Source organism: Goekera deserti (genome assembly GCF_010685995.1).
Lineage (GTDB): Bacteria > Actinomycetota > Actinomycetes > Mycobacteriales > Geodermatophilaceae > Goekera > Goekera deserti.
In genome coordinates, this window is sequence record NZ_JAAGWK010000040.1 from 1 (window position 1) to 13,514 (window position 13,514).

Annotated in this window: 14 protein-coding genes; 13 read left to right on the top strand and 1 reads right to left on the bottom strand. The window is 74.0% G+C overall.

Annotated elements, in window-relative coordinates:
- Positions 1–360: 360 nt before the first annotated feature.
- Positions 361–1,155 carry an HNH endonuclease signature motif containing protein gene (locus G1H19_RS24800; protein ID WP_163638880.1) on the top strand — a complete coding sequence of 265 codons (795 nt, stop codon included), beginning with the start codon at positions 361–363 and terminating at the stop codon, positions 1,153–1,155.
- 189 nt (positions 1,156–1,344) lie between these two features.
- Positions 1,345–1,794 carry a peroxiredoxin gene (locus tag G1H19_RS22125; RefSeq protein WP_152731912.1) on the top strand — a complete coding sequence of 150 codons (450 nt, stop codon included), beginning with the start codon at positions 1,345–1,347 and terminating at the stop codon, positions 1,792–1,794.
- Positions 1,795–1,893: 99 nt separating this feature from the next.
- Here the strand turns inward: G1H19_RS22125 and G1H19_RS22130 are convergent, their stop codons facing one another.
- Complete coding sequence (locus G1H19_RS22130; RefSeq protein WP_162393603.1) at positions 1,894–3,003, bottom strand: CaiB/BaiF CoA transferase family protein; 1,110 nt, start codon at positions 3,001–3,003, stop codon at positions 1,894–1,896.
- 72 nt (positions 3,004–3,075) lie between these two features.
- Between G1H19_RS22130 and crcB the strand changes: the two genes are divergently transcribed.
- From crcB to G1H19_RS22185, 11 genes are all read left to right on the top strand, one after another.
- A complete protein-coding gene (gene crcB / locus G1H19_RS22135; protein ID WP_235928421.1) occupies positions 3,076–3,567 on the top strand; it encodes a fluoride efflux transporter CrcB in 492 nt (163 codons plus the stop codon).
- Complete coding sequence (locus G1H19_RS22140) at positions 3,564–3,920, top strand: fluoride efflux transporter FluC (RefSeq protein ID WP_162393602.1); 357 nt, start codon at positions 3,564–3,566, stop codon at positions 3,918–3,920. The genes crcB and G1H19_RS22140 overlap by 4 nt, the downstream gene beginning before the upstream one ends.
- Before the next feature lie 114 nt (positions 3,921–4,034).
- Positions 4,035–5,486: an alpha,alpha-trehalose-phosphate synthase (UDP-forming) gene (locus tag G1H19_RS22145; protein ID WP_152731915.1), complete on the top strand. Its 1,452-nt coding sequence runs from the start codon at positions 4,035–4,037 to the stop codon at positions 5,484–5,486.
- Positions 5,483–6,226 carry a trehalose-phosphatase gene (gene otsB / locus G1H19_RS22150; protein WP_162393601.1) on the top strand — a complete coding sequence of 248 codons (744 nt, stop codon included), beginning with the start codon at positions 5,483–5,485 and terminating at the stop codon, positions 6,224–6,226. Before G1H19_RS22145 ends, otsB begins: the two co-directional genes overlap by 4 nt.
- A gap of 244 nt (positions 6,227–6,470) precedes the next feature.
- The gene (locus G1H19_RS22155; RefSeq protein ID WP_152731917.1) at positions 6,471–8,096 is read left to right on the top strand and encodes a methyl-accepting chemotaxis protein; all 1,626 of its coding nucleotides are present in this window, start codon (positions 6,471–6,473) and stop codon (positions 8,094–8,096) included.
- Between the two features lie 47 nt (positions 8,097–8,143).
- Positions 8,144–8,746 (top strand): GDSL-type esterase/lipase family protein, encoded by a 603-nt coding sequence (locus tag G1H19_RS22160; protein WP_162393600.1) that lies wholly within the window; start codon positions 8,144–8,146, stop codon positions 8,744–8,746.
- 99 nt (positions 8,747–8,845) lie between these two features.
- A complete protein-coding gene (locus tag G1H19_RS22165) occupies positions 8,846–9,829 on the top strand; it encodes a Bug family tripartite tricarboxylate transporter substrate binding protein (protein ID WP_162393599.1) in 984 nt (327 codons plus the stop codon).
- Complete coding sequence (locus G1H19_RS22170) at positions 9,826–10,362, top strand: tripartite tricarboxylate transporter TctB family protein (RefSeq protein ID WP_152731921.1); 537 nt, start codon at positions 9,826–9,828, stop codon at positions 10,360–10,362. Before G1H19_RS22165 ends, G1H19_RS22170 begins: the two co-directional genes overlap by 4 nt.
- Positions 10,363–10,380: 18 nt before the next feature.
- Positions 10,381–11,979, top strand: coding sequence for a tripartite tricarboxylate transporter permease (locus G1H19_RS22175; RefSeq protein ID WP_152731922.1), 1,599 nt, complete (start codon positions 10,381–10,383; stop codon positions 11,977–11,979).
- A 16-nt stretch (positions 11,980–11,995) separates the two neighbouring features.
- Positions 11,996–12,403: a universal stress protein gene (locus G1H19_RS22180; RefSeq protein WP_152731924.1), complete on the top strand. Its 408-nt coding sequence runs from the start codon at positions 11,996–11,998 to the stop codon at positions 12,401–12,403.
- 263 nt (positions 12,404–12,666) lie between these two features.
- Positions 12,667–13,514: MCP four helix bundle domain-containing protein (locus G1H19_RS22185; protein ID WP_163638881.1), on the top strand; the 848-nt coding region annotated here is incomplete at its 3' end.

Genomic DNA, 13,514 nt, shown 5'->3' on the forward strand with positions numbered 1-13,514 from the left:
CACCTGACGGTGCACGCCCCGCTCCCGACCCTGGCAGCTGCGGCCGCAGCCGCAGCCCCCGCAGCCCCCGCCGCAGCCCCCGCAGCCCCCGCCGCAGCCCCCGCCGCAGCAGCCGCCGATGCCGCCGCCAGCGATGCCGCCGCCAGCGATGCCGCCGCCGGCGCCGCAGCCGGGGCGGCAGCAGCGGGAGCGGCAGGAGTCGGCGCGAGAGCAGCCGCAGGAGGCGGCCCGACAGCAGCAGGCGGCACGACAGCAGTCGCGGACACGGACACGGACACGGAAGCCGCCATGGTCGGCGCCGCGGGTGCACCAGCAGCCGCGGGGCCACCCGCGGGTTGCGGGGGTGGAGCGGGTCGGGTCATGCCCGGGGAGGTCGATGGTGCCCCGGTCACCGCAGCGCAGCTGCGGCTGCTGCTGGAGCAGTTGGACGCTCTCTGCCCGGGCGGGTTGCAAGCCCCGGCCGGTGGCAGCCTGCAGATCGCGGTCACCGACCCCGCCACCGGTGCGCTGCTGGCCACGCTGACCCGCCCGCAACTGCAACGCCTGGCCCACCGCGGCTGCCCCGATCACGACCCGCCACCCGGCCGGGGAGCATCCCAGCGACACCGACCACCGGATCGACACCGACCATCGGATCGGCACCGACCACCCGGCGTGGTCGGCGACGAGGGCTGCTCGTGCGAGGACGGGAGTCCGCAGCGGGGTGGCGCCTCCCCGTCGAGAGGGCAGGTCGGCGGCCACACCGTGGTGGGCGCGTGCGCCTGCCCGGTGGCCGGACTGCCACCAGCGGTCGACCGCTACGAACCGACCCCGGCACAACGCCGCTACGTCACCACCCGCGACCGCACCTGCCGGCACCCCGGCTGCAGCAACAAGGCCGCAGCAGCCGACATCGACCACGTCCACCCCTACGACCAGGGTGGTGCGACCACCTGCACCAACCTCTGCTGCCTGTGCCGCCGGCACCACCGGCTCAAGACCCACGCCCCCGGCTGGCGGTTCACCATGACCCCCGACGGCACCCTCACCGTCACCACTCCCGGCGGCATCACCCGCAGCACCACACCACCAGGACTCCTCGACGGGCGTCCGTCGACTGGAAGCCCAGGGGACTCCACCGCGGCACTCGACCCCGACGACCCACCGCCCTTCTGAGCGCTGAGGTGCTTGCCCTGCGTCGCGCGCTGATGGGCGAGCTGGAGATCGGCGCTCGGCTGGGAAGGCGTCCGGCGATCGTCCTGAGTCCGCAGCGCGGCCGCCTCGCCCAGCCGGCCGGCCGACTCCCCCGGCGGCGTTCCACGTGGAACGTGAACCGCCCGCCGTCCTCGCGACGAACGAGTGCACATGAAGACCGGTGACGTCGCCCCCGAGTTCGAGCTGCCCGACCAGGACGGCGTCCTCCGCCGGCTGTCCACGATGCTGGAGTCCGGCCCGGTGGTCGTCTTCTTCTACCCCCTGGCCTCCAGCAGTGGCTGCACCACCGAGATGTGCACGGTCCGCGACCAGTCCGCGCAGTTCGCCGCCGTGGGCGCCCAGCGCGTCGGCGTCAGCCGCGACAGCGTCGAGTCCCAGAAGCGGTTCGCCGTGAGCAACGGCTTCGACTACCCCCTCCTCGCCGACGTCGACGGCACCATGTGCGAGGCCTACGGCGTCAAGCGCAACCTGTCCGCCGCCCCGGTCAAGCGGCACACCGTGGTGATCGGCACCGACGGCATCGTCAAGGACGTCTTCAAGAGCGAGTTCCGCTTCAGCAAGCACGCCGACAAGGCCCTCGCCGCCCTCACCCCCCGCTGACGGGCAGGACGCGAGCTGCCCGCCGCCCACACCTCCTCCCCCGCGGAGCGGCACGGGCAGTGCGCAGCGAGGGAGGCCGGACGGCGCCGGGGGACGTGGCTACGACAGGCCGAGCTCCGCGCGGATCTCGGCGTCGTGCTCGCCGGCCACCGGCACCCGGCCGACCGCGCCCGGGGTGGCGCCGAAGCGCGGCGCGACCGCCGGCTGCGGCACGCCGTCCACCTCGGTGAACACCCCGCGCTGCACGTTGTGCTCGTCGGTCACCGCCTCGGTCAGCGACCACACCGGCGCCACGCACGCGTCCGTGCCGCGGAAGACCTCCCACCACTCCGCCCGCGTCCTGCCGCCGATCACCTGGGTGAACCGCTCCCGCAGTGCCGGCCACTGCCGCGGGTCGGCCCGGTCCGGCAGGGACGCGTCGTCCGCCAGACCCAGGCCCTGCAGCAGGGCCGCGTAGAACTGCTTCTCCAGCGCCCCCACGGCCAGGAACGTCCCGTCGGCGCACCGGTACACGTCGTAGAACGGCGCCCCGGTGTCCAGCAGGTTCGCCCCGCGCCGGTCCCGCCACCCGCCGGTGTCCAGCATCCCGTGGATCATGGTGGTCAGCACCGCCGTCCCGTCCACGATCGCGGCGTCCACCACCTGCCCCTGCCCTGTCGCCCGCGCGTGCAGCAGCGCCGCCAGCGCACCCAGCGCCAGGAACACCCCGCCCCCGCCGAAGTCGCCGAGCAGGTTCATCGGCGGTGCGGGCCGCTCGTCCGGCCGGCCACTGGCCCCCAGCGCCCCGGTCAGCGCGATGTACCCGATGTCGTGCCCGGCGCTCGACGCCAGCGGCCCGGTCTGCCCCCACCCCGTCATCCGGCCGTACACCAGCGCCGGGTGCTCGGACAGCAGCTCGTCCGGACCCAGCCCCAGCCGCTCCATCACCCCCGGGCGGAAACCCTCCAGCAGCACGTCCGACCGCGCCACCAGCGCCCGGACGACGGTCAGGTCCGCCGGGTCCTTCAGGTCCAGCGCGATCGAGCGCTTCCCGCGGTCCATCAGCGACGTCCCGCCCAGCCGGGCGAACGTGCCCCCGGACGACGCACGCCGGTCGATGCGCACTACGTCGGCACCCAGGTCGGCCAGCAGCATCCCGCAGAACGGCCCGGGCCCGAGCCCGGCGAACTCCACCACCCGCACGCCCTGCAGCGGTCCTGTCCCAGCCACCACGGTCGGCTCCCCTCGCCCGGCGCCGCCCGCGCGGCGTCCCGGTGGCATGCTGCCGCACGTCCCGGGAGCGTGGCGCCCACCGGGGTGGCGCCGACCGCCGAGCACGAGGAGGGCGACCCGATGGCCTACCTCGCCGCTGCCCTCGGCGGGGCGCTCGGCGCCCTGGCCCGCTGGGGGGTCACCCGAGCGCTCCCGCACGAGCCCGGCGGCTGGCCCTGGTCGACGCTGGTGGTCAACCTGCTCGGCTGCGCGCTCATCGGGTTGCTCCTCGCCGTGCTGCTCGCCCGGTACCCCACGCACCCGTGGGCGCGACCCTTCCTCGCCGTCGGCGTCCTCGGTGGGTTCACCACCTTCTCCACCTTCGCCGTGGACGTCGTCCAGCTGGCCGACGCCGGCGCGTGGCCCGCCGCGGTCGGCTACCTGCTCGCCTCGGTGCTGGGCGGCCTGCTCGCGGTCGTCGCCGGCCTGGGCGCGGGCCGGCGGGTCGTCGGTCGGGTCAGCCTGTCCCCCGCCCCCGCCCCCGCCCCCGCCCCCGCCACGGACCCGGACGGCGCCCGGTGACCGCGCTGCTCGTCGTGCTCGGCGCCCTGGTGGGCGCACCGCTGCGGCTGCTCGCCGACCGGGTGGCGGTGGCCCGCCGCGGGCCCGGCAGCGTGCTGGGCACCGGCGTGGTCAACGTGGTCGGCAGCGCGGTCCTCGGCGTCCTGCTCGGGCTGCGCGACGTCCCGCCGGAGGTCGTGGCGCTGGTCGGCACCGGCTTCTGCGGCACGCTCACGACGTTCTCGACCCTCGGCTACGACGTCGTCCGGCTGGTGGAGGAGCGGCGGGTCGCCCGCGCACTGGCCGACCTGACCGCGACCCTGCTGCTCGGCCTCGGCCTGGCCGCCGCCGGCTACCTGGCCGCCCGCGGCTGACGCCGTCGCGCCCCCGCACCTCCCGCCGCGGCGGACGCCCCCGCGCCCCCGCACCTGCCCCGGCGGGTGAGCACAGCGCGCCCGGGGGCGCCCGAGTCAGTAGGGTCCCCGGGGATGACTGATCCAGCAGGTGCAGAGCCGGTCCAGGCCGATCCGGCGGGGTCCCCGGCCGTGGCGGAGCGGGACAGCCCGGTCGTCGTCGTGGCCAACCGGCTGCCGGTCGACCAGGTGACCGGGCCGGACGGCACGAAGACGTGGACCCGCAGCCCCGGCGGGCTGGTCACCGCCCTGGAGCCCTTCGTCGCCGGGCGCGGCGGTGCGTGGGTGGGCTGGTCCGGCGCGGCCGGCGAGGCCCCGGAGCCCTTCGAGTCCGGGGGCATGTCACTGGTGCCGGTCGAGCTGTCCGAGGAGGAGGTGGACCGGTACTACGAGGGCTTCTCCAACGCCTCGCTGTGGCCGCTCTACCACGACGTCGTCGAGAAGCCCGAGTACCACCGCACCTGGTGGGACACCTACGTGCAGGTCAACAAGCGCTTCGCCGACCGGGCGGCCGCGGTCGCCGGCGAGGGCGCGATCGTCTGGGTGCACGACTACCAGCTGCAGCTGGTGCCGGCGATGCTCCGCCAGCGCCGCCCCGACCTGACCATCGGGTTCTTCCTGCACATCCCGTTCCCGCCCTACGAGCTGTTCACCCAGCTCCCGTGGCGCTCGGCGATCGTGGAGGGGCTGCTGGGTGCCGACCTGATCGGCTTCCAGCGCCCCAGCGCGGCCAGCAACTTCGTCACCCTCGCCCGCCGGCTGCACGAGCTGCCCACCAAGGGCAACACGATCAGCTACGACGGCCGCACGGTCACCGCCAAGGCCTTCCCGATCTCCATCGACGTCGCCTCCTTCGACCGGCTGGCGTCCTCCCCGGAGGTCGTCGCCCGCGCCGAGGAGATCCGCGAGGAGCTCGGCAACCCGGAGAAGGTCGTGCTCGGTGTCGACCGGCTCGACTACACCAAGGGCATCGGCGTCCGGCTGGAGGTCTTCCAGGAACTGCTGGAGGACGGCGCGATCGAGGCTCCCTCCACGGTGCTGGTGCAGGTCGCCACGCCCAGCCGCGAGCGGGTCGAGCACTACGTGACCATGCGGGAGACCATCGAGCAGCAGGTCGGCCACATCAACGGCGTCTTCGGCTCGATCGCCGGGCCCGCGGTGCACTACTTCAACCAGTCGATGCCCCGCGAGGAGCTGGTCGCGATGTACCGGGCGGCCGACGTCATGTTCGTGACGCCCTACAAGGACGGCATGAACCTCGTCGCCAAGGAGTACGTCGCCGCCCGCGGCGACCTCGGCGGCACCCTGGTGCTCAGCGAGTTCACCGGCGCCGCGGCCGAGCTGAAGCAGGCCTTCCTGGTCAACCCGCACGACAAGGACGGCGTGAAGAAGCAGCTGATGCGCGCCCTGCGGGTCGATCCCGCCGAGGGCGTCAAGCGGATGCGCGCCATGCGCCGGCACGTGACGAGGAACGACCTCGACCACTGGGCCACCTCCTTCTTCGCCTCGCTGCAGGAACAGACGTGACCGCCCCGGACGCGACCCTGGAGGAGGCGCTCGTCGCCTTCGCCGCGCAGCGCCCGCTGCTGGTGGCCAGCGACTACGACGGTGTGCTCGCCCGGCTGCGCAACGACCCGTCGACCGCCGTCCCGGAGACCGGCATCGGCAACGTGCTCGCCGGCCTGGCCGCCGTCGACGGCGTCACCGTCGCCCTGGTCAGCGGGCGCGGTGTGGCCGACCTGCGGCGCACCAGCGGCCTGATCGGCCCTTACCGCTGGGTGGGCAGCCACGGTGCGGAGTTCGACGGCCCCGTCCCCGGCGAGCTCGCCGCCCGGCGCGACCAGCTGGCCACCCGGCTGTCCCCGCTGGTGGCGGCCGTCCGCGGGGCCCGGCTGGAGGTCAAGCCGGCCAGCGTCGCGGTGCACGTGCGGCAGGTGACCGACGCCGAGGCGGCCGCGTCGCTGCTGGCCCAGGTGGCCGACTGCCTCGACCCCACGCTCACGGCGAAGCCCGGCAAGCAGGTGCTCGAGGTCGCCGTGACCGACGCCGACAAGGGCAGCGCGCTGGCCCGGCTGCGCGAGGAGCTGGGGGTCGCGGCCGCCCTCTACCTGGGTGACGACGTCACCGACGAGGACGGCTTCCGCGCCCTCCAGCCCGGCGACGTCACGATCAAGGTCGGGGACGGCGAGACCGTGGCCGAGCACCGCATCCCGGAGATCGAGGGCGTGCGGCCGGCCTTGGAACGGCTGCTGGCCGCTCTCACCTGAGCGAAACGGACCCGTTGATCCGTTCAACTGGATCCGTCGGCGCGCCGGCCGAAGACAGATGTACGACGCCGCGACTTCGGCACCCGCCCGGTCGACAACTGGACACGCGTGGGTCGGCAGTCGCCTGCTGGGTGCCGATCCGGCCACGGCGTGCGTTCTCGGCACCACCGGCCACCGCTGCCTGCCGATGGTGAGCGTGACCGGTGTCCAGTCGAGGACCCCGCTACGTCGCCCGGAGTCCGTCATGAGCACGTCAGTCCCCGCCCGTCGGTCCGGCCTCGCGAGCGCCTGGGGCGATCGCGGTGTGAGCACCAAGATCCTCACCGCGGTCGGCGCGGCCTCCGTCGTCGCCGTCGGGGTCGGCGTCATGGGCATCACCGCGCTCGGCACCTCCGCGGAGAGCGCGCGCAGCCTGTACGAGGGCAACCTCGCCGGGGTCAGCGCGGTGGACGACATGGCACTGGCGGTGGCTGAGACACGCCGCCAGCTCCGCGACGCCGCCCTGGCGCCCACGCTGGCCCAGACCCAGCAGGCCATTGACGGCGTGCCCACCACCGAGGCCGCCTTCGCCGCCTCGGCCGAGGAGTACCGGGCGGCCGGCCCGGGCCCCGAGCAGCTCGCCCTGCTCGACGACGCCGTCGCCGCCTTCGACGAGTACATGAGCATCGTCCGCACCGCCGTCGTCCCGGCCGCGCTGGCCAACGACACGGTCGGCGCGTACGACGCGCTCACCCAGCAGTCCGGACCGGTCGGGAAGCTGGTCACCGACACCCTCGACCAGATCGCCGACTCCGAGGACGCCGACGCCTCCGCGCTCGCGCAGAGCGCCCAGGACGCCTACGAGTCGCAGCGCACCACCGCCATCGTCGCCCTGCTGGTCGGCGTCGCCGTGGCCGCCGGTCTGGGACTGCTCGTGGCCCGCGGTATCAGCAACAGCCTGAACCGGGTGCGGGCGACCACCGACGCGCTGGCCGCCGGCGACCTCACCGCCACCGCGGGCCTGACCACCGACGACGAGCTCGGCCGGATGGGCCGCTCGCTGGACGACGCGATGGCCTCGCTGCGCACGGTGATGGCCGCGGTGGTGGCGTCCGCGGAGGCGGTCGCGGCGTCGAGCGAGGAGCTGTCGGCGTCGGCGTCGCAGATCTCCGCGTCGGCGGAGGAGACCTCGGCGCAGTCGGGTGTGGTGTCGGCTGCGGCCGAGGAGGTGTCCCGCAACGTGGGCACGGTGTCCGCCGGTGCGGAGGAGATGGGCGCGAGCATCCGGGAGATCAGCCAGAACGCCAACGAGGCAGCCCGGGTCGCGGCCAGCGCGGTGGCGGAGGCGCAGACCACCAACGCGACGGTGCTGAAGCTGGGTGAGTCGTCGAAGGAGATCGGTGCGGTGGTCAAGCTGATCACCTCGATCGCCGAGCAGACCAACCTGCTCGCGCTGAACGCCACCATCGAGGCCGCGCGGGCCGGTGAGGCGGGCAAGGGCTTCGCGGTGGTGGCCAACGAGGTCAAGGAGCTGGCGCAGGAGACGGCGAAGGCGACCGAGGAGATCTCCCGCCGGGTGGTCGCCATCCAGGGCGACACCACGGGTGCCGCGGAGGCGATCGGCCGGATCTCGGAGATCATCGGGTCGATCAACGACTACCAGCTGACCATCGCCAGCGCGGTGGAGGAGCAGACCGCGACCACGCAGGAGATGGCCCGCTCGGTGCAGGAGGCCTCGGCCGGGACCGGTGAGATCGCGCAGAACATCGTCGGGGTGAGCTCGGCGGCGGAGTCGACCACGCAGGCGCTGACCCAGACCCGGGTCGCCGTCGACGAGCTGTCCCGGATGGCCAGCGACCTGCGCGGATCGGTCGCCCGCTTCCGGTACTGACCGGGGCGGCAACACGGGTGTCACGTGCGGGCGGCAGACTCCGGCCGGTGACCCGTGACCTCCGTGTGTGCTTCGTCGGCGACTCCTTCACCGCCGGCACCGGCGACGAGACCGCCACCGGGTGGGTGGGCCCGGTGGTGGCCGCGGTGCGGGCGGCCGGGACGCCGGTGACCGGCTACGAGCTGGGCGTCCGCCGGGAGACGTCGATCGAGATCGCCCGCCGCTGGTACCCCGAGACCCGGGCCCGGCTGCGGGACGGCGACGACCTGAGGGTGGTGTTCTCCTTCGGCGCCAACGACGTCTCCGCGCCCGCCGGGCGCCCCCGGGTGCCGCACGAGCGCAGCCTCGCGGTGCTCACCGACCTGCTCGACGAGGCGGCGGCGTCGGGCTGGCCGGCGTTCGTCGTCGGCCCGCCCGCTTCGCTCGACCCGGCGCAGACCGCCCGCGCCGTGGACCTGTCCGCGGGCATGACGCAGGTGGCCGAGGAGTGCGGCGTGCCCTTCGTCGACCTCGCCGCGCCGCTGGCGATGAGCGCCCTCTGGGCCGAGTCGGTGCGGGCCGGGGACGGCATCCACCCCGACTCCCGCGGCTACCGGATGATCACCGAGATCGTGCGCCCGCCCCTGGTCGGCTGGCTGACCCGCCCCTGAGGCCGCCCTCGGCATCGAGGTGCCCTGGCCCTGAGGTGCCCTGGGCCCGGCAGGGGCATAGCGTGCCGGTGTGATCACGACCACGCCCCGGGTGCTCCCGTGCCGCTGAGCCGGCGGTCGTTCCTCGCCGGTGCCCTCGCCGTCCCGGCGCTGGCCGCCGTGTCGGCCTGCGCCGGCACCGTCGTCCAGCCCGGTGACCTGTCCCGGCTGCGGCTGATGGCCCCGGCGAGCACCGGCGGCGGCTGGGACACCACCGCCCGCACCCTGCAGTCGGTCATCCAGCGCACCGGGATCGCCCGCAACGTGCAGGTGTTCAACGTGGAGGGCGCCGGCGGCACCATCGGCCTGGGCCAGCTCGCCCGCGAGGACGACGACGCGCTGCTGATGATGATGGGCCTGGTCATGGTGGGCGCCATCGACACCAACGACTCCAGCACCCGGCTCACCGACGTCACCCCGATCGCCCGGCTGATCGGCGAGGCGGAGGTCATCGTCGTCCCGGAGGACTCCCCGTACGACGACCTCGCCGCCTTCGTCGACGCCTGGCGCGCCGACCCCCGCGGTACGCCGATCGCCGGCGGCTCGGCCGGCGGCACCGACCAGGTGCTGGCCGGGCTGCTCGCGCTGGAGGCCGACGTCGACGCCGCGCAGATCAACTACATCGCCTACTCCGGCGGGGGGGAGTCGCTGTCGGCGCTGCTGGGCAGCCAGGTGGCCGCGGGCATCGGCGGCACCGCCGACTACGCCGAGCAGGTGCGGGCCGGCCGGCTCAAGGCGCTGGCCGTGTCGACCGCCGAGCGGACCGACCAGGTGGACGACGTGCCCACCATCATCGAGGCCGGCTTCGACGTCGAGGTGACCAACTGGCGTGGGCTGATGGCCCGCCCCGGCATGAGCGACCAGGCCCGTGAGGACCTGATCCAGCTCGTCGTGGACGCCCACGCCACCGACGAGTGGCAGCAGGAGATCGAGACCCGTGGCTGGATCGACCAGTTCACCACCGGCGAGGAGTACGGCGCGTTTCTCGCCGAGGAGGAGACCCGCGTGCGCGAGGTCCTGACCCAGATCGGACTCATCTCATGAGCACAGCCGTCGGCCGCGAGCAGGACCAGCAGCAGGAGCAGGGGCGGGACGTCGGCGAGCTGGTGCTGGCCGGGCTGCTGCTGGCCCTCGGGGTGTACCTGCTGGTCGACGCCGGCAGCATCGCCGTGCCCGGCTCGACGAACACCATCGGCCCGCGCTTCTTCCCCTACCTGGTCGGCGGGCTGATCGTGCTCACCGCCGGGGCGCTCGCCGTCCGGGTGCTGCGCGGGGACCGTGGCCCGGCCGACGAGAGCGAGGACGTCGACCCGACCGCCGGCACCTCGTGGCGCGCGGTCGGCATCGTCGCCGCCGCCTTCCTCCTGCACGCCCTGCTGATCAACGTGATCGGCTGGCCGCTGGCCGTGACCCTGATGTTCGGGGCGGTCAGCTGGGCGCTGGGGGCGCCGGGGCTGGTGCGGCCGGTGCTGATCGGCGGGATCACCTCGGTGCTCGCCTGGATCGTCTTCGTCAAGGCCCTGAACGTGGCGCTGCCGGGTGGCACGCTGCTCGAAGCCGCGACGAGCTGGCTGTGACGGGGAGCTGGTCCTGAGATGGGGTCCCTGCCGGAACTGCTCGACGGGTTCGCCTCGGCGATCACGCCGCTGAACCTGCTCTTCGCCCTGCTCGGGGTGCTGCTGGGCACCGCCGTCGGCGTGCTGCCCGGCATCGGCCCGGCCATGACGGTCGCGCTGCTGCTGCCGGTCACCTACGTGCTGGAGCCCACCAGCGCGCTGATCATGTTCGCCGGCATCTACTACGGCGGCATGTACGGCGGCTCGACGACGTCGATCCTGCTGAACACCCCCGGCGAGTCGAGCTCGATCATGACCGCGCTCGAGGGCAACAAGATGGCCAAGGCCGGCCGGGGTGCGGCGGCGCTGGGCACCGCGGCGATCGGCTCGTTCGTCGCCGGCACGATCGCCACCCTGCTGCTGGCCCTGGTCGCGCCCACCGTGGTGGAGCTGGCCATCGGGATCACCCCGGCCGACTACTTCGCCCTGGCCGTGATCGCCTTCGTCGCGGTGGCCACCGTGCTCGGTGCCTCGCCGCTGCGGGGACTGGCCTCGCTCGGGGTGGGGCTCTACCTCGGCCTGGTCGGCACCGACCTGATCTCCGGTCAGGAGCGGTTCACCCTGGGCGTGCCCCAGCTGGCCGACGGGTTGGACGTCGTCGTCGTGGCGGTGGCGTTGTTCGCCGTCGGCGAGGCGCTGTACGTGGCCAGCCGGCTGCGCCGCGGCCCGGTCGAGGTGATGGCGATGCAGGGCCGGTTCATGACCGGGCAGGACCTGAGGCGCTCCTGGGCGCCGTGGCTGCGCGGCACCGCGCTGGGCTTCCCGTTCGGCGCGCTCCCCGCCGGCGGCGCGGAGATCCCCACGTTCCTGTCCTACGCCGCCGAGCGGAAGCTGACCAAGCACCCGGAGGAGTTCGGCCACGGCGCCATCGAGGGCGTCGCCGGCCCGGAGGCGGCCAACAACGCCGCCGCGGCCGGGGTGCTGGTGCCGCTGCTGACCCTGGGGCTGCCCACCTCGGCGACCGCGGCGATCCTGCTGGCCGCCTTCCAGGGCTACGGCATCCAGCCCGGCCCGGCGCTGCTCACCACCGAGGGCCCGCTGGTGTGGACGCTGATCGCGTCGCTGTTCATCGGCAACACGATGCTGCTGGTGCTGAACCTGCCGCTGGCCGGGGTGTGGGTGAAGCTGCTGCGCATCCCGCGGCCCTACCTGTACGCCGGCATCCTGATGTTCGCCTCGCTGGGCTGCTACGCGGTCAACGCCGACCCGCTGGACCTGGTCATCCTGCTGCTGCTCGGGGTGCTCGGGTTCTTCATGCGGCGCTACGGCTGGCCGGTGGCACCCGCGGTGATCGGGCTGATCCTCGGGCCGGTGGCGGAGAACAACCTGCGCCGCGCCCTGGCGATCAGCGACGGCGACCTCGGCGTGCTGGTCGAGACCTGGTTCAGCCGGATCGTGCTGCTGCTGGCCCTCGTCGCGCTGGTCGGGCCGATCGTGCTGCGCGTCGTGCGCGGTCAGCGGCCCTCGCCCTCCGAGGTCGGCGCCGGCGCACCGGCCACCGGCCGGCCGCAGCACCGGTCCGGCACGGACGAGCCGGCCGAGGTGGGCACCCCCCGCCGCGACGGCCGCGACGACTGAGGGAGACGATCACCGCATGGGCACCGTCGTCGTGGGCTACGTGCCCACCCCCCGTGGCCGCGCAGCACTCGACCACGCCGTGCTGGAGTCCCGGCGCCGGGACGCGCTGCTGGTGGTGGTGAACACCTCCCGCGGGGACGCGCTGGTCGACGAGGAGTTCCTGCAGGGCGAGGCGCTGCGTGCGCTGAGCCAGGAGCTCGCCGCCAGCGGCGTCGCCGTCGAGGTGCGCCAGCCGGTGCACGGCCGGGACGTCGCCGAGGAGCTGGCCGCGGTGGTCGAGGAGACCGACGCCGAGCTGCTGGTCATCGGGCTGCGCAAGCGCTCCGCCGTCGGCAAGCTGCTCATGGGCAGCGCCGCGCAGCGGATCCTGCTCGACGTCGACTGCCCGATCCTCGCCGTGAAGGCCCCGCCGCGGGGACCGTGACCGGGCGTGCGCGATCCGGCCCCGCGCGGTCTGATCGCCATACCACGCCATGAGGGCAGATGTTGAGAGAACACCGTCTGCGTCGCGTCAAGATGTGATGTGTGGCCCGGATGGACTGTCGTCGTCATCGGTCGACACTGAGGGTGCGGGGCGATCACGTCCCGACCGCCAGCCCAGGAGCCACCACCATGACCGGAACGTCCTCACCAGACCTCGTCCCTGCCCCCGCCACCGGTCGCGGGAGCCTGTGGGGCGACCGGGGGGTGAGCACCAAGGTGCTCACCGCGGTCGGCGTCGCCGCCGCCGTCGGGGTGGGCGTGGGCGTGATGGGCCTGAGCTCGCTCAGCTCGGCCGCCGACGGCAGCCGCATGCTCTACGAGAGCAACATCGCAGGCATCACCGCCGCCGGTCAGATGATGGACGCGGTCACCCGGGTCCGGCTGGACAACCGGGACGCCGTGCTCGAGCCCGACCCGGTCAAGACCCAGGTCATCCTGGACGACATCGAGGTGCAGGCGGACGCGTTCGCGGCGGCCGAGCAGACCTACCTGGAGGACACCTTCGCCACACCGGAGAAGAAGGCCATGGTGGAGGAGGCGTCGGTCGCCTTCGACCAGTTCGTCACCCTCAGCCTGACGAAGCTCGGCCCGCTCGGCATCGCCGCCGACACCGCCACCTGGTACGTGGTCAACGCCCAGGAGGTCAGGCCGGTCGCCCAGCAGGTCGACGACCTGCTGACCCAGGTGCAGACGATCGAGAACGGCGAGGCCCGGCAGGCGGCCGCCGACGCGCAGGCCGCCTACGAGACCCAGCGGACCCGCTCGGTCCTGCTGCTGGTCGTCGGCATCGTCGCGGCCCTGGCCATCGGGTTCCTGGTCGCCCGGGGCATCGCCCGGTCGCTGGGTCGAGTCCAGGTCACCGCCGACGCGCTGGCCGCCGGTGACCTGACCGCGTCCTCCGGCCTGACCACGCAGGACGAACTCGGCCGGATGGGCCGGTCGCTGGACACCGCGATGGCCGGGCTGCGGTCGATGATGGGCTCGGTGGTGGCGTCGGCGGAGGCGGTGGCGGCGTCGTCGGAGGAGTTGAGTGCGTCGTCGGCGCAGATCTC

Bases quoted from the DNA above. Each gene is read 5' to 3' on its own strand.
- G1H19_RS22125 (WP_152731912.1), top strand. From the start codon at position 1,345: ATGAAGACCGGTGACGTCGCCCCCGAGTTCGAGCTGCCCGACCAGGAC.
- G1H19_RS22155 (WP_152731917.1), top strand. From the start codon at position 6,471: ATGAGCACGTCAGTCCCCGCCCGTCGGTCCGGCCTCGCGAGCGCCTGG.
- G1H19_RS22170 (WP_152731921.1), top strand. From the start codon at position 9,826: ATGAGCACAGCCGTCGGCCGCGAGCAGGACCAGCAGCAGGAGCAGGGG.
- G1H19_RS24800 (WP_163638880.1), top strand. From the start codon at position 361: ATGCCCGGGGAGGTCGATGGTGCCCCGGTCACCGCAGCGCAGCTGCGG.
- G1H19_RS22145 (WP_152731915.1), top strand. From the start codon at position 4,035: ATGACTGATCCAGCAGGTGCAGAGCCGGTCCAGGCCGATCCGGCGGGG.
- G1H19_RS22175 (WP_152731922.1), top strand. From the start codon at position 10,381: ATGGGGTCCCTGCCGGAACTGCTCGACGGGTTCGCCTCGGCGATCACG.
- G1H19_RS22180 (WP_152731924.1), top strand. From the start codon at position 11,996: ATGGGCACCGTCGTCGTGGGCTACGTGCCCACCCCCCGTGGCCGCGCA.